This window comes from Serratia microhaemolytica, from assembly GCF_004011885.1.
Lineage (GTDB): Bacteria > Pseudomonadota > Gammaproteobacteria > Enterobacterales > Enterobacteriaceae > Serratia_G > Serratia_G microhaemolytica.
Map to the genome: position 1 here is coordinate 1 of NZ_SBEF01000033.1, position 20,440 is coordinate 20,440.

General features: G+C 45.7%; 15 protein-coding genes. 8 read left to right on the forward strand and 7 right to left on the reverse strand.

Annotation, left to right across the window (positions count from 1 at the left end):
• The first annotated feature begins 891 nt into the window (after positions 1-891).
• From EOJ37_RS10760 to pnuC, 5 genes are all read left to right on the forward strand, one after another.
• Positions 892-2,091 (forward strand): MFS transporter, encoded by a 1,200-nt coding sequence (locus tag EOJ37_RS10760; protein ID WP_162473690.1) that lies wholly within the window; start codon positions 892-894, stop codon positions 2,089-2,091.
• 31 nt (positions 2,092-2,122) lie between these two features.
• Positions 2,123-3,403 carry a kynureninase gene (gene kynU / locus EOJ37_RS10765; RefSeq protein WP_127959923.1) on the forward strand — a complete coding sequence of 427 codons (1,281 nt, stop codon included), beginning with the start codon at positions 2,123-2,125 and terminating at the stop codon, positions 3,401-3,403.
• Positions 3,404-3,423: 20 nt separating this feature from the next.
• Entirely contained in the window at positions 3,424-4,545 is a 1,122-nt protein-coding gene (gene ald, locus EOJ37_RS10770) for an alanine dehydrogenase (protein ID WP_240651702.1), read from the forward strand.
• Between the two features lie 478 nt (positions 4,546-5,023).
• Positions 5,024-6,082 (forward strand): AAA family ATPase, encoded by a 1,059-nt coding sequence (locus EOJ37_RS10775; RefSeq protein ID WP_127959924.1) that lies wholly within the window; start codon positions 5,024-5,026, stop codon positions 6,080-6,082.
• Entirely contained in the window at positions 6,079-6,768 is a 690-nt protein-coding gene (pnuC, locus tag EOJ37_RS10780) for a nicotinamide riboside transporter PnuC (RefSeq protein WP_127959925.1), read from the forward strand. The genes EOJ37_RS10775 and pnuC overlap by 4 nt, the downstream gene beginning before the upstream one ends.
• A gap of 182 nt (positions 6,769-6,950) precedes the next feature.
• Here the strand turns inward: pnuC and recQ are convergent, their stop codons facing one another.
• Together recQ and pldA are read right to left on the reverse strand one after the other, a co-directional pair.
• Positions 6,951-8,783: an ATP-dependent DNA helicase RecQ gene (gene recQ / locus EOJ37_RS10785; protein ID WP_127959926.1), complete on the reverse strand. Its 1,833-nt coding sequence runs from the start codon at positions 8,781-8,783 to the stop codon at positions 6,951-6,953.
• Positions 8,784-8,895: 112 nt separating this feature from the next.
• Positions 8,896-9,750, reverse strand: a complete 855-nt coding sequence (gene pldA, locus EOJ37_RS10790) for a phospholipase A (protein WP_127959927.1) — start codon at positions 9,748-9,750, stop codon at positions 8,896-8,898.
• Between the two features lie 283 nt (positions 9,751-10,033).
• On the opposite strand from pldA, the gene rarD reads away from it, so the two are divergent.
• Positions 10,034-10,921, forward strand: coding sequence for an EamA family transporter RarD (gene rarD / locus EOJ37_RS10795; RefSeq protein WP_127959928.1), 888 nt, complete (start codon positions 10,034-10,036; stop codon positions 10,919-10,921).
• A 48-nt stretch (positions 10,922-10,969) separates the two neighbouring features.
• Here rarD and folK read toward each other — a convergent pair whose 3' ends face one another.
• The 4 genes from folK to dksA all read right to left on the reverse strand — a co-directional run bounded on the left by folK (position 10,970) and on the right by dksA (position 14,467).
• Entirely contained in the window at positions 10,970-11,449 is a 480-nt protein-coding gene (gene folK, locus EOJ37_RS10800; protein ID WP_127959929.1) for a 2-amino-4-hydroxy-6-hydroxymethyldihydropteridine diphosphokinase, read from the reverse strand.
• Positions 11,446-12,972, reverse strand: coding sequence for a polynucleotide adenylyltransferase PcnB (gene pcnB, locus EOJ37_RS10805; protein ID WP_127959953.1), 1,527 nt, complete (start codon positions 12,970-12,972; stop codon positions 11,446-11,448). The genes folK and pcnB overlap by 4 nt, the downstream gene beginning before the upstream one ends.
• A gap of 93 nt (positions 12,973-13,065) precedes the next feature.
• Positions 13,066-13,941 (reverse strand): tRNA glutamyl-Q(34) synthetase GluQRS, encoded by an 876-nt coding sequence (gluQRS, locus tag EOJ37_RS10810; RefSeq protein ID WP_127959954.1) that lies wholly within the window; start codon positions 13,939-13,941, stop codon positions 13,066-13,068.
• A gap of 70 nt (positions 13,942-14,011) precedes the next feature.
• Positions 14,012-14,467, reverse strand: a complete 456-nt coding sequence (gene dksA, locus EOJ37_RS10815; protein ID WP_127959930.1) for an RNA polymerase-binding protein DksA — start codon at positions 14,465-14,467, stop codon at positions 14,012-14,014.
• Positions 14,468-15,381: 914 nt separating this feature from the next.
• Between dksA and EOJ37_RS10820 the strand changes: the two genes are divergently transcribed.
• Positions 15,382-16,629, forward strand: coding sequence for a hypothetical protein (locus EOJ37_RS10820; RefSeq protein ID WP_127959931.1), 1,248 nt, complete (start codon positions 15,382-15,384; stop codon positions 16,627-16,629).
• Positions 16,630-17,230: 601 nt separating this feature from the next.
• Positions 17,231-18,487 (forward strand): hypothetical protein, encoded by a 1,257-nt coding sequence (locus EOJ37_RS10825; protein WP_127959932.1) that lies wholly within the window; start codon positions 17,231-17,233, stop codon positions 18,485-18,487.
• Positions 18,488-18,617: 130 nt separating this feature from the next.
• Here the strand turns inward: EOJ37_RS10825 and paeA are convergent, their stop codons facing one another.
• Entirely contained in the window at positions 18,618-19,943 is a 1,326-nt protein-coding gene (paeA, locus tag EOJ37_RS10830) for a polyamine export protein PaeA (protein ID WP_127959933.1), read from the reverse strand.
• Between the last annotated feature and the right edge of the window lie 497 nt (positions 19,944-20,440).

The window sequence follows — 20,440 nt, forward strand, 5'->3', positions numbered from 1 at the left end:
ATGGAAAAATAGTCAACTGGACCAACTGCTGCCCCTGCCCGGTAACACCTTCTCCTCATCCACCTAATCTGCCGCTCACCTTAACCACTTAATATAAACTCGCAAGGTGAGATCGCCGGATGTTTACCGAGTATTCGGTGCTGCTCTGCATATTTTATCTGCTGTTTTGGCGTATGTCTGATGCTTTTTTCCCGATTATTACTCCAATCCTCCTGCGAGTTTGTGTATTTTTTAAGAATTAAAGTCTTTTGTTTTTTTAAAAATCGATATTTAAATCTATTAAATTGGTTTTTATGTGGTTTTAAATGTCGTTTTTTGGGTGAAAGTCAACTGTATAATGTTTTTGTGCACATGATCACAAGCATTTGTTGCATTATGTTTTACTCTTTCGCTCATTATCCACAAAATAAAAGCAACATGATTAACATTTTCCTTTACAGTATAGAGTTACTCAGGTATCTAAGTAGTAGAGCAGTTAGGTGTTTATCTGGTGTTGATTAATTAACCATTATCAACGGATGCTATTTCTGTCAGTTGATAGCGGTTTGGTTGATTGTTTTGCAGTAGGAATTTCTAACCTCGGACTATATGGTTTAGCCAGTATTGAATAAAAAATTTTGTGATTTTGCTCTGAACTACTGAGTATGAATGAGACTTGATTAATAGGCTTTTCTTCCATGCCGTTAACTATTTAATCTCTTCTACTGCTTAATCAAAAAAGCACAGGCAGTGCGTGGTGAATGTTGAGAACATTAATTTTAAATCATTAATCTATTGTGCTGTGAACAGTGTATGGTGTATTGGATTTTTGGTTGAAAAATACGCATGAAATTGCTCTTTTTTGCGAGAGCGCTCCGTTTTTACTTTATTAAAAAGCAAAGGAAAACCAAGATGGATAAGTGGATAAAATTTGCAGTGCTCTATCTGGGGGGAGTTATTGTCTGCCTCAGTCAATTTAAAATTGTTCCAGTTATGCATGAACTTGCGCCTTTCTTTCAGGTATCGAGTTCCAAACTGTCGTGGCTAATGTCAGTGTTTAGTCTGGCAGGCTTAGTACTTGCGATTCCTGGAGCAGCATTTTTAAGTCGATTTGGTGGCAAGAAACTTGCCGTCTCAATTATGGTGTTCTTAGTTATTGGTAACTTGTTGGGCGCACTTGTTGCTGAACACAATTTCTATTTATTGTTACTGAGTAGAATAATTGAAGGGATTTCCTTCTCAGTGACTGTGATGGTTGGTATTGTTTTGATTAGTCACTGGTTTCCTCAGCATGAAACTGGTTTACCGATTGGTATTTATGGTACTTTTCCTGCGTTGGGATCGCTGATTGCGATGAATGCCTTCTTACCAATGATGAAGCTGTGGGGAATATCAAGCCTCTGGTTATCAGTAGCGGCGGTGTCGGTGATCGGTTTGGTCCTCTATTACTGGTTATTAGATGCACCTGAGCACGTGGTAAAAGATACACAGCAGGAAAAAGCTAAAAGCTCAATATTAGCTCAGGCATTTAAAAATAAATTTGTACTGACTCTCGCTTTTAGTCAAGGCTGTATGGCTTTTGTACTATTTACTTTTATTATTATCTATCCAAAAATATTTATAGATTTTTATCAGTTATCGCCGGAGTCTGCCAATTTTTATGCAAGTCTATTTGCTCTTTTTGGTATTCCTTTTGGTGCGTTAGCAGGATATTTGATTGATAAAACAGGTAAGCCAGGATTAATAACACTGCTCTCATTCGCTTTGATGACATTGGCGACGTTATATACCGTGTTTCTTCAAGGTCATTTTACTTATGTTTTGCAAATGTTTTTACTGTCTACCGCAATCAGTCTGGCATCAACCTCGGTAATGATTACTGTACCGAAAATTGTAAAACAGAAAGAGTTGCTTGGTTATAGCGTTTCTTTCGTTACTCAAATGTACTATATCGGCAACTTTGTCGGTGCACCATTAGTTCTTTGGGTGGTAGAGACTACTGGGTCTTGGATGATGGGTATCTATTTAATGACCGGAGTATCTTTACTTGGGACACTGGGAATATTCTACTTTGTTATTTCCAGTCAGTTAGATAAAAACAAAGCCGTCTAAATTTTAAAGATAGAAATGGAGAAGAAATACTATGCTGAGTAGAGAATTTAAAGATGGATTGGCGTTTGCCCAAGAAATGGATCAACAAGATGTCCTGCGCCCTATTCGTGATCGTTTCTATCAGATACCTGGTGAGATGTATATGGATGGGAATTCACTGGGGCTTTGCTCCAAGGATGCGGAAGAAAGCTTAATTTCCATGCTGGAGATATGGAAGAATGAAGGGATAAAATTGTGGAATCATCCTAAGCATTTCCGTTACACCGATGTGATCGCTAAATTAACTGCGCCATTGTTAAATGCAGATCCATTAGAAATAGTGACCGTTGGTAGTACGACAAGCAATATTCATCAGTGTTTGGCCACTTTTTATCATCCAACAGAGAAGAAATATAAAATCTTGGTTGATGATCTCAATTTTCCTTCTGATCGTTATGCTGTTGACAGTATGGTGATGTTAAAAGGGTTGAAGGTAGAAGATGCCGTTAAGGTAGTGTGCAGTCGTGACGGCCGTACACTGTCAGAAGATGACATTATTGAGGCAATGACGGATGATGTCGCTTTAGTACATCTTCCCTCGGTGCTATACCGTAGCTCACAACTTGTTGATATGGAAAAAGTATCTAAAGCAGCCCGTGAGCGAGGCATTATCATTGGTTGGGACTTGTGCCACTCGGTCGGTTCAGTGCCACATGATTTTAAAGCAATAGAACCAGACTATGCAGTTTGGTGTACTTATAAGTATCTTTCAGCCGGACCAGGTGCGGTTGCTGGAATGTATATTAATAAGAAATATTTCTCCACACGTCCAGGTTTGGCAGGTTGGTGGGGAAATAAAGATGAAACCCAGTTCCAGCTTTCTCATACTTTCGAACATCAACAAGATGCAACAGGTTGGCAAGTTGGTTCGCCGCATTTCTTCTCGATGGCACCATTGGCAGGTAGTCTGAAAATTTATGAAGAAGTCGGCATGGAAAAAATCCGCGCTAAGTCGCTGCACATCACTGCCTATTTAATGTATTTGATCGACACTCGCCTAAGCCAATATGGTTACAGTGTCGGTAATCCACGTGAAGATGATCGCCGTGGTGGTCACGTCAGTCTTGAGCATGATGATGCTTACCGTATCTGTATTGCGCTAAAAAATAATCGCATTATCCCTGATTTCCGTGAGCCAAATGTGATTCGCCTGGCGCCAGTAGCGCTTTACAACAGTTATGAAGAAGTCTATCAACTGGTTAATGTGCTGGAAAAAATTGCCGCTAATAAAGAATATGAGAATTTTTCTTCCGCACGCGCACTTGTCGTTTAAATTTAACTTATAGGAGAAAAATGATGAAAATTGGTGTGCCGAAAGAAATAAAAAATAATGAGAACCGAGTGGCGATTACCCCAGCGGGTGTTGCCAACATGGTGAAAAATGGTCATCAGGTCCTGATTGAAATGGGTGCAGGGCTTGGCTCGGGTTTCACTGATGAAGAGTTTCAGGCTGCAGGTGCAAAAATCACTGACGATGTAAAACAAGTTTGGCAGTCAGAGATGGTAATGAAAGTGAAAGAGCCATTGGCACAAGAGTATGGCTATTTCTACCCGAACTTGATCCTGTTCACTTATCTGCATTTGGCACCTGAGCCGGAGCTGACGAAAGCATTGATTGAAAAGGGTGTCACCGCAATTGCCTATGAAAGCGTGCAACTTGATGATGGTTCACTGCCTTTGCTGGCGCCAATGAGTGAAGTTGCTGGCCGTATGGCGACTCAGGTGGGTGCTCATTTCCTGGAAAAACCGCATCAAGGTGAAGGTATTTTACTTGGTGGCGTGCCAGGAGTACGTCGTGGTAAGGTTGTGATTATTGGCGGCGGTATTGCTGGTACCAACGCAGCTAAAATGGCCGTGGGATTGGGTGCTCAAGTGACTATTCTTGATGTCAGCACCAAGCGTTTGGCTGAACTGGACGACCTGTTTGGCAATGCCGTTAGCACCATGATCTCTAACCCTTATAACTTAGAGCATGAGCTGAAAGATGCTGATCTGGTGATCGGAGCGGTGTTGCTGCCAGGCGCTAAGGCACCGAAACTGGTGAGTGAGCAGATGGTAAAACAGATGAAGCCGGGTACAGTGTTGGTGGATGTTGCCATCGATCAGGGGGGTATTTTTGAAAGCACTGAGCGTGTTACCACTCATGCCGATCCGATTTATGTCAAACATGGTGTGATCCACTACTCAGTAGCCAATATGCCTGGTGCGGTACCACGCACTTCTACCTTTGCATTAACCAATGTAACGGTGCCTTACGCGTTACGTATCGCCAATAAAGGGGTTAAGCAGGCGTGCCTGGAAGATTCTGCCCTACTCAGGGGTATCAATGTGATTAATCACAAGTTGACCATTAAAGAAGTCGCAGTAGCGCACAATCTACCAGTAGCTTGTGCTAAAGAGCAATTAGTTGCTTAAGTAGAACGTTTGTCGTCGAGTGGTGAGTGACAAACTCAGTTACCGCTGTATCGACGGGCCAAGCGCACAACTGGCTAAATGAATCACCATTACCAACCCTCTTCCTTCTACGGGAAGAGGGCTTTTTTTTGTTGTAGCAATGATGAAGTGGGGGGCGAATTAGATCTCATGAGCTTATCTGAGTGCGGCTATGTGAGTTGTTACTGGGTTTTTAGGTGCTATGCCTACTGGATCTACACTGTGTCCTCCTGCGCTGACGGTTGCAATGATGGCAACCCGTTTGAAAAACAGCATTCGCCTGTTATTATTTAGCTCTTTTGATCAGGAAATACGCTGTTATCTTAAGCATTAAGTTAGCACGAAATGAGAACAGTGATGAGTTACGCTTTGACAGGTTAACACCTCATCTAGGGGATAGCCTCCAAAGGCAGATAACCATGATACAACGCTATACATCAAACAGTGAGCAACGGGAGTTATGAACAAGCCATTTTCTTATCGTGTCGGGGCTATTTCAGGTAAATTTAGAGCCGTCACTAAAGCTCACAAAGAATACATTATACAAGCCGGAACTCTTTGTGAAAGATTGCACATCTTCATCGTTAATGCCGGTAAGCGCTATACCACGCTTGCCAACACGGCAAAAGCGATTGGAAAGATTTGTTTAAATGCAGATATCTGCTATCAAATTCATATGCTCGAGCATGATGAGACGCATTTTAATGGCAGTGAGGTTTCTGAGCGTTGGGATCAACAGTTACTGGCTTTAGTTCCTGATTTAGAAGTTATATTTAATAGCAAAGAACATTATAAAAATAAATTGATTAAAAGCCATTTAATTAAACTTTCATCACTCTACCATCATATTTCAGTCTCGCACTTCGAAAGTGACTACAGTCAGTTTTATGACTATTTGGCTGAGGAGTATCGCCCTTATCTAAATTCCAGAATTGTGATTTCAGGTATAGAAAGTACAGGTAAAAGTACGCTGACCAAGCGTTTGGCTGAAATTTTCAATTCTGGTTGCAGTGAGGAATATGGCAAGACTTATCATGAGAAGTTTTTAGGCGGTATTCATCAAGTCTATCAACCTGCTGACTTTGTGAAAATTGGTATGGGGCAGATTATCCAGGATGCCCAAATTAATATGACCAGTTCACGCCATCTGTTTGTTGATACTGATGCATTGGTAACACTGTTTTATTTGCATGATTATCATGAGCATGTTGTTTTCTCGCCTTATGATTTGGATGAGTTTCATCAAGCTTCATCTATGTTGGAGCAATTTATTAAAAATAGCACTTATGACTTATTGATTCTCCTCGCGCCAACAGTGCCATTTGTACAAGATGGCACGCGTTTCAATGAACAATATGAGCGACGTGTGATGTTGCATCAGCGGCTTAAGAAGATGTATCAGCAGCGTCATATTCACTATATTGAAATTACTGCGAGTGATTACGGAACGCGTTTGCAAGAAGCAATTAAAGTTGTTAGGCAGTTTGAAATAAAGAAAATGAAGGAGTGTTTAAAATGAAGCAAGCGCTAACTTGGATAACTAAAACACCTGAAGGGATTTCTTTCTGGTCTAAATGCTATCTGACAATAGGTGCCATTATTGCCATCATAGTCGGCGTGGTGACTTGGGAGAGTTATTGGACAACGTTGGCAATTTTTGTCAGTGTTGGCGGTTATGCCTGTGTTTATTATTTGGGGCTAAGGAAAAATATTGGCAATGTGATTGGCTTAGTTGTCAATGTGGGTGATGGTTGTATTCAATTTCAGTATCAGGCATTTGGCCTTGCGATAGCGCCAGTTTATTATTTTATGACGCATTTAATTGGTCTGGTTAGCTGGAATAAGCATAAGGATAAAGATGATAAAGCGACGCTTAATCATGATAAACGCTCTGCTTTTTTAAGTTTTATTGTTTTTGGTGTAATTGGATCGGCAATTTTGTTTTATCTCTATCGACAAGATTATTTTAAAGAGTTCTCTTCCTTCTTCTTTTTGATGAACATACTGGGTATGTTAATAGGAATTGTCGCCCAAGGTCTAATGATTATGCGTTTTCGAATGGCATGGTGGGGTTGGTTTTTGGCAAATGTTTTTTGGTTAATAATTAATTTTATGACAGGTAACTGGGTGTATTTCTTTCAAACTATTTGGTATCAAGTGAATGTCTTAATTACGTTATATGATCAATATACCCTAGATGATTAAAGAACGGTCTATCGAGACGCTATCCCGCTAGCTATTATTGATGTTGTTAGTTTGTCGAGTAGCGAGGGCACAGTACACGTAACCAATCTGCGGTGTGTGTACTGGAAAGACAAAGTGGTAACCAAACTGCTGCTCATTGATGCGCATAAATCGGGTTCAGCGAGCAGCATCGGCGGGTGAGATTAGTCATCTGTGCCAGCAATGTGTTGCCGAATCAGGGCAATGAAGCTAGATCCAAAGCGCTCGAGTTTTCGTTGACCGACACCGTTGACGCACAGTAGTTCACTGCTGTTGGTTGGCGTTTGCTGAGCCATCTCCAGCAGTGTGGCATCGTTGAATACGACATAGGGTGGAATATTCTCTTCATCGGCGATCGATTTACGCAATTTGCGCAATTTGGCAAATAACTGGCGATCATAATGGCCTAAGTAAGATTTTTGCTGGTTGCTACTGCGAGGTTTTAACCGTTCAATGCGTGGTAGTGCTAATTGTAGAGTGGTCTCTGCACGTAACACCGGCCGGGCGGCTTCGGTGAGTTGCAGTGCCGAGTGCAGGGCAATGTTCTGGTTGATAAAACCAAGGTGGATCAGTTGTCGAGCGACACTGATCCAGTATTCACTGGATTGATCACGTCCAATGCCATAGACCGATAATTTGTCATGCCCAAGCTCTCGGATGCGCAGGTTATTGGCACCACGCAACACCTCGACTACATAACCGATACCAAAGCGTTGCCCAACACGCCCGACTACCGAGAGCACCTTGCGCGCATCTTCTAGGCCATCATAGCGTTTCGGTGGATCTAGACAGATATCGCAGTTACCGCATGGCTGCTGTTTGTTTTCACCAAAATAGTTCAACAGCACCAGGCGACGGCAGGTTTGTGCTTCGGCAAATGCACCCATCGCGTTGAGTTTGTAACGTTCGACATCCAGTTGTGAACCGGCCGCTTTCTCCTCCAGGCAACGACGTAGCCAAGCCATATCAGCAGGATCGTACAGTAGCAGTGCCTCGGCAGGTAGACCATCGCGCCCAGCTCGCCCGGTTTCCTGATAATAGGATTCGATATTGCGCGGGATATCAAAATGCACCACAAAACGCACGTTAGGTTTATTGATCCCCATACCAAATGCCACGGTAGCAACCACCAGTTGCAGATCATCACGCAGGAATGCCTCCTGTACCGCACTGCGTACATCGTGTGTTAACCCTGCATGATAAGCGGCAACGCTAATGCCCCGATTCTTTAGCCGTTCGGCGGTATCTTCCACTTTAGCGCGGCTGTTACAGTACACAATGCCGCTCTTACCACGCTGCGCCTGTACAAAACGCAGCAATTGATCAAACGGCTTAAATTTTTCCGCTAGTGTGTAGCGAATGTTAGGGCGATCAAAGCTGTTGACCTGGATCAGCGGCTGTTGCAACCCTAGCTGATGGATAATATCACTGCGTGTTGCATCATCTGCGGTAGCGGTCAATGCCATCACCGGCATGGTAGGAAAGTGGCGTTTGAACTGACCTAATGCGCGATATTCTGGGCGGAAATCATGCCCCCACTGTGAAATACAGTGGGCTTCATCAACAGCCAGCAGTGCTGGCGGGCTGTATTGTAACAGTTCAACAAAGCTCTCCATCATCAGCCGTTCGGGAGCGATATACAGCAGTTTAATTTTTCCGTTACGGCATTCATTGAACACTTGCCACTGCTGTTCACGCGTTTGTGTCGAGTTGTAGCAGGCAGCAGCAACACCGCAGGCAATCAACTGATCAACCTGATCTTTCATTAATGAAATGAGCGGAGAAACCACTAAGGTCAAGCCAGGCATCATTAAGGCAGGAATTTGGTAGCAGAGCGATTTACCACCACCGGTCGGCATCACCACCAGGCAATCCTGACCGCTGATTGCCGCGTTGATAATGCTCTGCTGCCCGGGACGGAACTGCTGATAGCCAAAGGTATCGTGCAATATCTGTTCTGCCAGCAACTCGTTATTGATCACCACTGCGGTTGACACGCACTTCCCCATTGTTTAGACAGCATTGCCGATAGAGCATCTAACTGCTACGACATCGATTGGTTGCACAAGCAGCCTGAAGCAGTTTTGCCACAGGCTATCGGCGACCATATTACATAATATCGTTGAGCATGACACCAATCCCGAAGCGCGTCTGTTTGAAGTTGTAATCAATCATCGATTCGCCGTAGCCGCTAAAAATCTGAGAGTAGAGGCGGACATGTGAGGTAATTGGGTAGCTCCAACCGAGCTGAATGTTACCAAACCCGCTGTTCCAGTTGTAGTGTCCTTCCAGGCTAAAAACGCTGTTCCTAGCGGCGTAGCCCACTCGGAGTCGGTAATAGCCTAAATATTTGGTGATATCGGGATTATCGTCTCTGTTCGCGCCCTCAGAGAGACGCAGCCAGGGCTTGATCTCCACTTGCCAATCGCCCTGTTGCGCCATCAGGCGAAAATAGAGGCGATCCCAACTGCGTGATGTCGGCTCCTCGCGCCCGTTAGATTGATGATTGAAACCCAGTTCAACATCGCGCAGCGTCCAGCCACCGATTGCTGCTTCAGTGGCCCAAGCGATGAAAAGCTGCGGTTCGTAATTGGTTTCGCGAAAGGGTGCTGATTCATCCGTGTTAGAGAGTTGCCACCAAGCACGTTGTGTATAGGAAGCACCTAATAGTGAATTTTTACCGGCGATCCCTTTCCAGATCGGGAATGCCAGGCTGAGTTGATATTTCACTTCATCCTTATTGGCTTCGTGTGCCCAACTGTAGGCTTCTATTGCTTCCTTATTGATATCACTGCTGAAAGTGTATAGCAGATAATTCGACTCATAAGAGTAAAAAGTAAACGATTTATCGTAATTTTGCAGCATATGGCTGATGATGCTACCACGAATTTCTGCGCTATAAACAGGTTGTGTGATCAGCGGTGATAGTAGCGCCACTACTGCAATTTTAGGCATGACTTGCATGATTGATATGCTCCGGAAAATATTGCGAAAAAGTACAAATACAGGGCGGCTGTATCAATAAAAATCTATTAACTGAACATGATGGCTTGACATCGTTATTCCTGTGGTGGGTTACGGATGTTCGTGCAGCGCGTTCGAAAACAATATGGACAAGATCCTCTACAAGGATAGGCGAGATTTTTCGGTATATCTTCCCGCAAACAGCAGATAATCGCGCGACAGCCTGCGATAAGTCCAGTAGAATCGCCGTCACCTTATTTTATTATTATCTGGTTATTACCACATGGATGCACAGCAGACCCGACAGGGCATATTTTATGCGTTAACGGCCTATTTCTGGTGGGGTATTGCTCCGGCCTACTTTAAATTTCTGCAACAGGTTCCCGCCGATGAGATTGTGGCTCACCGAGTGATTTGGTCGTTTTTCTTTATGCTGATCTTAATTTCACTGGGACGCAATTGGGCGAATGTCCGCCAGGTATGTCGTCATCCTCGGCGGTTGCTACTGCTGGGAGTGACCGCCTGTTTGATTGGTGCCAACTGGCTGGTATTCATCTGGGCAGTCAATAATCAACATATGTTGGATGCTAGCCTCGGTTACTTTATTAACCCATTGGTGAACGTGTTACTGGGGATGCTGTTTCTTGGTGAACGTTTTCGCCGTCTACAGTGGCTGGCAGTGCTGCTGGCATTTAGCGGGGTGTTACTACAGTTGTGGCAGTTTGGCTCTCTGCCAGTGATTGGCTTGGTACTGGCATTCAGTTTTGCTTTTTATGGTTTGATACGCAAAAAGATTGCTGTCGATTCACAAACAGGCATGTTGATCGAGACACTCTGGTTACTACCCGTTGCTGCTATCTATCTGTTTTGGATGGCGGATAGTTCAACGAGTCAACTCAGCCAAAACAGTTGGTCACTCAATCTGCTGCTGGCAGCGGCTGGGGTAGTGACGACGGTACCGTTGTTGCTGTTTACCGCCGCTGCTGCACGTTTACGTCTCTCCACCATCGGTTTTTTCCAGTATCTCGGCCCGACCATTATGTTGATACTGGCAGTGGTGTTCTACGATGAGCAGTTCGGCCAAGAGAGGTGGTTCACGTTTGCTTTCATCTGGGCTGGATTGTTGCTATTTACTGTTGACGCACTCTACAACCCGCGTAGGGCACCTTAGCCATAGCGCGTCTGCTAACTGACGAACAGCTAGCAGACCGAGGAGTATTCACCATGCAGTGATGCCATTTCGCGCGATACGTTGCAGGCATTCGGACAGCAGTTCATCATCAGGCAGGCGCAGATCTGGCGCGATATCTGCCAGCGGATAGAGAACAAATTCGCGCACCTTCAAACCGGGATGTGGCACAGTTAAACGGGCATTGCTGATCTGTTGATCTCCATACAGCAGTAGATCCAGATCTAGGGTTCGTGCTCCCCAGCGTTCACCGTTACGCTCGCGCCCCTGCTGTAGCTCGATCGCTTGTGTGTAGTCGAGCAGTTGCAGCGCTGACAGGGTCGTTTCCAGTTCAACGACCGCATTCAGGTAGTCTGGCTGGTTTTGCGGGCCAAGCGGTTTGCTGCGGTAGAATGGCGAGCAGCGGACCAGCTTAGTCTCTGGAATGGTACTGAGAGCAGCAATTGCACGTTCAGCTTGAACAACAGGATCGGCAAGATTGCTGCCTAGAGCAATATAAACCCGTATCATGATGATGCTCCCTGGCGACTCCCTTTACGCCGTTGTCGAGGCCGACGCGGTGCAGATTCCCTGTCCAGCAAGTTCAGCAGCCCCTGCTGTTGCGCACTTGTTGCAGTCTGAAACTCTTCCCACCACTGTGCCAAGCGCGACAGCTCAGCACTGTTTTCCACTTCGGCACGCAGTGCCAGCAAATCGTAGGCAGCACGAAACTTCGGGTGTTCCATCAGCTTGTATGCCCGTTTGCCCTGACGGCGTGATAGACGTAGCTGTAGCTGCCAGATATCACGGATCAAAGTGGTGATCCGTTTGGGAATGGCTAATGAACGGCACTGCTCGTCAAGCACATCATTCATTGCTAGTGCAAATGCATCGTAGTAAGTCAGTCCACTCTCTTGTGCCAGTTTTTGTGCATGTTCCAGCAGTGGGTACCAGAGCATCACCGCGAATAGGAAAGCGGGGTTAACATGCATATTATTGTTCAAGCGCTGATCAGTATTCTTCAGCACCAGCAACAGAATACGTTCTAATGGCGAGTTACGCTGCGGGGTAAAGTGGCGGGCAATCAGTGGGAACAATGGCTCGAATAGCTGATACTCACACAGCTTGAGATAGGTTGAGTAACCATAACCGGCCTGCAGTAGTTTCAGTGACTCTTCAAACAATCGTGCCGGGGGAATATCACCTAGTAGCGGAGCCAACGCCTTGATCGGATCTGCAGTCTCTTTGCTCAGTGTCATGTCCAGTTTGGCCGCAAAGCGGATTGCACGTAGCATCCGTACCGGATCTTCACGATAACGGGTGGCGGGATCGCCAATCAGGCGGATCACGCCTTGTTGTAAATCAGGCAGCCCACCAACATAATCACGCAAGGTAAAATCGGCAATACCATAATATAAGCTGTTGATGGTGAAGTCGCGACGCGCGGCATCCTCTTCAATAGAGCCAAAGGTATTATCGCGCAGTAACATGCCGTTCTGCCCACGTTGAGAAGAGTTTTTGTCTGACTCGTTACCCAGATCGTGCGGGCCACGAAAAGTCGCTACTTCGATAATCTCTGGCCCAAACATGACATGTGCCAATCTAAAACGGCGACCAACCAAACGACAGTTGCGGAAAAGTGCGCGCACCTGATCCGGTGTGGCGTTGGTAGTGACATCAAAATCTTTCGGTTTTTTACCCAATAGTAGATCGCGTACACTGCCGCCAACCAAGTAGGCTTCATAGCCAGCCTTATTGAGGCGATAGAGCACTTTTAGTGCATTTTCACTGATATCTTTACGCGAAATGGGGTGTTGATCTCGCGGAATGATCGTTATACCACCGCTTTGCCTGCTATTGGCGATCGGTGGACGTTTACGCCCACCATGACGTGGAGCGCGGGGTGAGCTTGGTTTACGGCGAGGTTCAGCCGATACGGTTACCGCTGCCGACTGCTGCGGTGGTTTGACATCCTCAGCAGGTATGGAACTGCTTGGCAATTTTTTATTGCGAGCCAGTATATTACGGCAAAATTTGGCGACTCGAGTAAAGATAGTGCACCTCAACAGTGACAAGTAAAATGGTGTTAACAAAAACAGCGGCTAATCATAGCTCACCATCACGAATTTGAGAATGTTATTATTTTTTTATACCAAACAGCCCGCTTGTTTAGGCACAGTTTGTAACTGCCAATGCACGATAGCCGACGCTAACAGTTGGCTAAGATTAAGATCCTGCCAGTTGTCTGCTACCGGTTGGTGCAGAAAATGTAGCGCACGTACCAGTACTGGGCGAGGATCGCCTGCTGGCAGTGCTGGGGCATGATTCTGCTTGGACAATTTTACTGCGTTATCCGCCAGTACCAACGGCAAATGAACGTAACTTGGTACTGGCCACTGCAATTGCTGGTATAACGCCATTTGCCATACGGTCGCTGCAATCAGGTCTGCACCGCGTACTACTTGGTTAACGCCCTGGAAGTGATCATCGACTACCACTGCGAGATTATAGGCAAACAGCCCATCGCGACGGCGTAACACGAACTCCTCTCGTGCCAGAGCAGCATCAATACATTGTAAGCCGAGTCGCTGATCATGAAAATGATAGACTGGTTTTAATTGCCGTAAGCGTACTGCAGCCCCTTCTGCGCCAATATCCAGATCGCGGCAGTGACCATCATAGTAGCCACCCAACTGCTGGATGCGACTACGTCGGCAAGTACAGTAATAAGTGAGATGCTGTTGCTGTAGCCAATCTAGCGCGGCGCGGTAGGCTTCATGGCGCTGTGACTGATACAGCACGCTACCATCCCAATTAAGGCCATAACGTTCCAGCGTCGTCAGTATGCGCTGTGCTGAGCCTGGTATTTCACGTGGAGGATCGAGATCTTCAATTCGAACTAACCACAAGCCCTGCTGTGCTCGTGCCTGGAGGTAACTGCCTAACGCGGTAACAAGTGAACCGAAGTGGAGATCACCTGAAGGTGATGGAGCAAAACGCCCTACATAACGTGCTGATAACATATTGTAGTCGTTGGTAATTTGGGTTGTCATGGCGCGTGTCTTCAGCACGCACCATGTTGGCAACGTTGGTTTAGCCTGCCATCTGTTTTTCGCGGATTTCGGCCAGTGTCTTGCAGTCTATGCAGAGATCGGCTGTTGGTCGCGCTTCAAGGCGGCGAACACCAATCTCAACACCGCAGGATTCACAGTAGCCAAAATCTTCGTCTTCGACCTTTTTTAGCGTCTTCTCGATTTTTTTTATCAATTTTCGTTCACGATCCCGATTACGTAGCTCGAGGCTAAATTCCTCTTCCTGTGTCGCACGATCGGCAGGATCAGGGAAATTGGCGGCCTCTTCTTGCATGTGCGAGACAGTACGGTCAACTTCACTCCTTAGCTGGTTACGCCAAGCTTCAAGAATGCGTTTAAAATGTAACAACTGGGCCTCGTTCATGTACTCTTCGCCCGGCTTCTCTTGGTATGGCTCCACCCCAGCGATGGCGAGAATGCTCAAGGACGAAGTTTTGCGGGTTTGCCCTTCTTGCATCTTACTTCTCTCCTAACATACATATACATTGTATCGGTGCGACTACACGTTACTCATTGAGTGCTTGGCTGTTTTTAGTGGCAAATACGACAGCACTAACCCTCTTACGCACTGATGACCAACGTCTAGTCACCCGGATATCCCCTGCGATCACCATGTTACCTGCCATTCTAAATGCAGCTTGCCACAAGGTAATAGACAAGATTTTGTGTTTTTGACAATGCATCAATAAGTTACTGATATCAATAATCAGCGCACTACTTATCTGCTACCTGCTCAGAGCTGGAGCAGCTCAGGTCATACTCAGGGGTTGTTAAGTCCCTTACGGGAAAAATAGGCCGCTATAAATAACAGAAGGGAAGGGGGTTGGCAATTCTTCATCGCGCCTATTTATTAACATCAGTTAAACAAAACATGCTTGACAGCAGAATATTCAAATTCTGTCATGATGTTAAACAGCTTAGAACAGTTTTTCTATCTTGGGTATTTTTTCACAGCAGTCGCTGTTATGCCTCAACCGTGCTTGCGACCATGCAGCTATCGCAAGTGTGCTTGCTCGGCTAGCAATCCGGTCAATTCACTTGGCACTTAGCTTGTCACTGTGCGTTACTAACTTTTTGGACGATGGCAGCAATCTGTCAATAGAGTCATAAGTAAATTGCAACAAATAAGAGGTTATGATAAAAATTGGCGCGTAACAAACAATTTGTTATCAACAGCACAAGGTAGTTACATAGCGGAGACTTCGATTTATAAAGAAACCGTAAAATCATAATGTTGTCTGTTGTTGTCACGTGTTTTGCGTGACGGGGATCGGGTTGCAATGTTTTCAGTCGAGTGACACCGAGTGGTCTTTTGTACCATTTGGTTTTTTAAGCAAATCATCTGGATGAGATTTAGCGGGGAAAGTGAAAATGAGCAGTAACAGATTAACCTGGCTATTTGGCCTGCAATCGATAAACAATCGTTCAGCAATCGCTCTATCTAAGTTGAGGGTGATAAGGCGTTCTAGGCTATCGCGGTATCACTGGCAGTTACTTTCGGGTATGTTGCTCAGTGCCAGTGCGATAGTTGCCACCGCCCGGACACTTGATGTCGTAGTTCCTAGTGGAAGAGCCGGTATCGTTGGACAAACAGATGTGGTGACATCAACCTTAAGTGGTCCACTGTATGATGCTGGCGCGGTGGTGGATTTTGGTTTTCCTGCAGTCAGTCTATTCTCTAACGGTTGTTCGGCGAGCCGCCATGATTTCGCAATCGCTAAGGGATACAGTCAGGTGTATGGCTTCAGGCTGAAGCCAACGGATATTAACGGAACGGCTGGTGGTGTGTTGCTGGTGCACGGTTCAGGTAGCTGGGAACGCACGCTTTCCAGTGGACAGAGGATGGTCGGCGTGGTTAATTTTATCCAGGGAGCATGGCAGAATACTTGGAATGTCAATGGTAAGAGAGACCGATTAAGTTCGTTATCAGACGGCACTTTCAGTGACCAAAATTTTATAAATTGTCCCAATGTTGTACTGGGAGCAGGTTCATATCCTTTCTATAACGCTAGTGCAACCCGTTCTTCATCACTGAGAGTGGTATTCCTGATAGATGCGCCTAACGGTGGGCTACGACCGGGATATTATTCAATCAACAAATTACTGCACATTGATACTTCGTTAAATGGTAAAGGAGATCTTTCTAATCTGCTGGTCGACGGGATTAATGTCATTGTTGCCAACTACTCCTGTAGTTTGGTGTTGTCAAGAAACAGGGTTGAACTTGATAGCACTCAGGATACGGATGTCATTGGCTATAGGGTATCTTGTAGTGATGGCACTCCCTCTTCAAATATTAAAATGATCCCCTATCTATCACTGAGTGCGAGTGGCAGTTCACAAGGCTTAAGTGCAGATGCGAAACATCTTGGTGTGGTAGAGAGTGGCAACAAGTTATCGGTGGTTGGTAGCTGGTCGTCGTCACCGCCAGCCAATTGTTCAGAAGAGGGCCCCCGTACGATCTACTTTGATGGTCGTGATGGTCAGGAACTGCCTACAGTGGAGCCTACTCAAAACATCACCACTGAAGGTAATCTGGCGTTTCGTTTATGTGGCGCTAAAGAGGCGGCAACCGGGGACTACAGAGCTTATGCCACGCTCAGTGTGGTTCAACGTTAACAGGCCTTCGCTTAGCTAAGGAAGGTTGTTGGCTATTGTCAGCGCGCAAAATCCACATTGATTCAGCGTGAAATGTGGTTTCTGAGCGCTGTCGGTACCACAACGGTTCGTACCTGACGGTGATAAATCGTTAACTCTCGCCGTCATTCGGTTTAGTGACAGCCAGCGAGTTCTTTTCCTGCAGTTTGGTGACCAGCAACTGGTCAGTTTTGTAACTATCGATATCCACTACTTCAAATTTGATTTTCTCTCACAACCATACCGCCTAGGGCTTACCACTATACAGGGTTCTTGAAACAGGGTTCTCGGACACGGGCAGTAGCTGTTTGATCGTATTTTAATCAAATAATTGGTAATTAAGAGGTTATGAAAAATCAATCCATTATTAATAATTTTTTATTAATAAATAAAGTTTGTTACATGATCGCCATTCTATTTGTCAATTAATTATAAAATAATGATTTTGTTGGTTGTCATCACCTATTTTGCGTGATGGCAGCATCAGAGGCGACATGTTAAGTCGCATCACACCGAGTGGCTGTTTACATGCTTGGTTTTTTTAGACAAATCATCTGGATGGGATTTAACGGGGAAAGTAAAAGTGAAAGTGAAGAGTAACCGATTGACCAAACTGGTTGGCCTGCAAGCGAGCAGTAATCGTTCAGTAATGGTTATGTCTAGCTTGAGGATAGCAGCGCGTTATACCATACAGCGTCGTCACTGGCGGTTACTTTTGGGGATGTTACTCAGTAGCAGTATGGCGAGCATTGCTACGGCACGAATACTTGAGGTTGTGGTTCCTAGTGGGAAATCCGGCCTTATTGGGGCAAGCGAACTGGTGACATCAAGCTTAAGTGGCCCATTGTATGATGCTGGATCAGCAGTAGATTTTGGTTTTCCCGCGATCAGTCCATTCTCTAGTGGCTGTTCATCGACCCAAAATAACTTCGCTATCGCTAAGGGATACAGTCAAGTATATGGTTTCAAACTGAAACCAAACAACGCTAATGGAACAGTAGGGGGAGTGGTGCTGGCTCACGGTTTGGGTGATTGGGAGCGTAAGCTGGCCAATGGCCAGACAATGCTAGGCTCACTGACTTTTTTGGTGGGAGCATGGCGGAACTATTGGTATATCAATAAACAAGGCTACGGACTCAACTCGTTGCCAGATGGCACATTTGGCGAGCAGAATCTTGTGCATTGTCCCAATGTTGTTAAGGGAGTAGGGACATACCCTTTTTATCAAGCTAATGCGAGCCGTTCTTCATCACTGAGAGTCCATTTCCTGATCGATGCACCTAGCGGTGGTCTGAAACCAGGACATTATTCAGTCAGCCGATTAATGCATATTGACACCTCGTTAAATGGTCGAGGAGATCTTTCTACGGTGTTGGTCGATGGGATTAATGTCACTGTTGCCAGTTACTCCTGTAGCTTGGCGTTGTCAAGAAACAGCATCGAACTTGATTCAACTGTGGATACGGATGTCATTGGTTATAGCGTATCTTGTGCTGATGGGGATATTTCTGCAAATGTTCCGATGATCCCCTATCTGTCAATGACGGCAACTGGCAGTTCACAAGCAATGAGTGGCAATGCTAAATATCTCGGGGTGGCGGAGAGCGGCAACAAGTTGTCGGTTACCGGTAACTGGTCGTCCTCACCACCAGCCAATTGTTCAGAAGAGAGTGCCAACACGATCTACTTTGATGGTCGTGACGGTTTGAAACTGCCGGCAGTAGAACCGACCGAGCAAGCGACTATAGAAGGCAGCCTGGCGTTTCGTTTGTGTGGTGCAAAAGAGACAGCGCCTGGGGAATACAAAGCTTATGCCACGCTCAGTGTGGTTCAACGTTAACAGGCACTCGTTTGGCTAAGGAAGGTTGTTGGGTATTGTCAGCGCTCAAAATCCACATTGATTCAGCATGAAATGTGGTTTCTGAGCGCTGTCGGTATCACCACGGCTCGTGCCTGACGGTGATAAATCGTTAACTCTCGCCTTCATTCGGTTTAGTGACAGCCAGCGAGTTCTTTTCCAGCAGTTTGGTGACCAGCAACTGGTCGATCTTGTAACTATCGATATCCACTACTTCAAATTTGAATCCAGCATACTTGACGAAATCGGTACGCTTCGGAATTTTGCGCAGCATGTACATCATAAAACCACCGATGGTTTCATAATTGCCCGCTTCCGGGAACTCATCAATATTGAGCACGCGCATCACATCTTCGATTGGCGTCCCCCCTTCAATCAACCAAGAGTTTTCATCGCGAGAAACGATCTGCTCCTCCTGGCCCTGACCCAGCAGATCCCCCATCAGCGTTGTCATTACATCATTGAGTGTGATAATCCCGACCACCAGTGCATACTCGTTCAGGATCACGGCAAAATCTTCACCGGCAGTTTTAAAGCTGTCGAGCGCTTCGGAAAGGGTTAAGGTATCAGGCACAATCAGCGCGGAGCGAATTTGCACTCCACTGCTCAGCACCAAGCTCTGATTACCCAATACCCGATTGAGCAGATCTTTTGAGTCAACATAACCGACCACCTGATCGATATGGCCATCACAAACCAGAAATTTAGAGTGTGGATGAATAGCAATCTTCTGCTTGATACTCTCTTCACTTTCACGCAAATCAAAATAGATCACGCTCTCACGTGAAGTCATTGAGGAGGGCACTGTGCGTGATTCCAGCTCAAACACATTCTCAATCAACTCATGTTCCTGCTTACGCAACACACCGGCTAGCACGCCGGCCTCTACCACGGCATAGATATCGTCAGAGGTGATATCATCCTTGCGTACCATCGGCAGTTTAAACAGACGAAAGACCAAATTTGCGATGCCGTTAAAGCACCAAACCAATGGCCGCAGTAGCATGATTGACAACAGCATTGGCCCGATAATACGCACCGCGATACTCTCTGGTGCAATCATGCCAATGCGTTTGGGCATCAAATCGGCTAGCAGAATAAACAAACTGGTGACTAGCACAAACGAGAAGATTGAACTTGATTGCTCGGCAACCTGGGGGGAAAGAAAGCGCTCAAACAGCACTTTGAAAGTCGGCGACAGAGCTGCATCGCCGATAATACCGCCAAGAATGGCGACTGCATTGAGGCCAATCTGCACAACGGTAAAAAAGATGCCGGGGGTTTCAAGTAATTTCAGCACCCTGGCAGCATTGATGTTGCCTTCATCTGCCATCTGTTTAAGTTTGATTTTACGCGATGCCGCCAGAGAAATTTCCGACATTGAGAAAAACGCGCTGATAGCGATCAAAAGAAAAATCAGTAACATACTGTTTAACATAATCTATCCATTGCTGCCGATCGAGGGCGGCACACTTTTTAGGGGTAATACCGTACCATTAACTTGGTTATTAATACATACGTCGATATTCTGCCTGCAAAAATGCGCACTGCCAACAGGCTCGACTTACTGAATAGGTATCGGTATAGGTCACAGTGAGTTAGATAACAATCCACCCACTTTCGGTGGCTGCACTTAGACTGTCGGTATTGGCAGAACAAGCGCAACCGTGCTGTTGTTTTGATAACATCCAATCACTGCCAATGGCAGAACAGTTCACCCGAATCATCCAGATTGAAGTCGGTTGTTGCTACAGCGGACGGTCATTAACCTCTCCCACTTCAACCTCTCCAACTTCCGATTATGGCGATGCAGTGAACGTGAGCAGGCCGTTGATGTTTTGTGAGCAGAGTGTGCTGACTTTACAAAAAATTTCATTACGATGGCACCCTGTTACTGTCAAATGGGGCACAATTGCAACAAGCGTCAGTTGTAAC

Bases quoted from the DNA above. Each gene is read 5' to 3' on its own strand.
- pldA (WP_127959927.1), bottom strand. From the start codon at position 9,750: ATGCAAGTCATGCCTAAAATTGCAGTAGTGGCGCTACTATCACCGCTG.
- folK (WP_127959929.1), bottom strand. From the start codon at position 11,449: ATGATACGGGTTTATATTGCTCTAGGCAGCAATCTTGCCGATCCTGTT.
- ald (WP_240651702.1), top strand. From the start codon at position 3,424: ATGATGAAAATTGGTGTGCCGAAAGAAATAAAAAATAATGAGAACCGA.
- dksA (WP_127959930.1), bottom strand. From the start codon at position 14,467: ATGCAAGAAGGGCAAACCCGCAAAACTTCGTCCTTGAGCATTCTCGCC.
- EOJ37_RS10820 (WP_127959931.1), top strand. From the start codon at position 15,382: ATGAGCAGTAACAGATTAACCTGGCTATTTGGCCTGCAATCGATAAAC.
- pnuC (WP_127959925.1), top strand. From the start codon at position 6,079: ATGAAGCAAGCGCTAACTTGGATAACTAAAACACCTGAAGGGATTTCT.
- paeA (WP_127959933.1), bottom strand. From the start codon at position 19,943: ATGTTAAACAGTATGTTACTGATTTTTCTTTTGATCGCTATCAGCGCG.
- EOJ37_RS10775 (WP_127959924.1), top strand. From the start codon at position 5,024: ATGAACAAGCCATTTTCTTATCGTGTCGGGGCTATTTCAGGTAAATTT.
- gluQRS (WP_127959954.1), bottom strand. From the start codon at position 13,941: ATGTTATCAGCACGTTATGTAGGGCGTTTTGCTCCATCACCTTCAGGT.
- rarD (WP_127959928.1), top strand. From the start codon at position 10,034: ATGGATGCACAGCAGACCCGACAGGGCATATTTTATGCGTTAACGGCC.
- kynU (WP_127959923.1), top strand. From the start codon at position 2,123: ATGCTGAGTAGAGAATTTAAAGATGGATTGGCGTTTGCCCAAGAAATG.
- EOJ37_RS10760 (WP_162473690.1), top strand. From the start codon at position 892: ATGGATAAGTGGATAAAATTTGCAGTGCTCTATCTGGGGGGAGTTATT.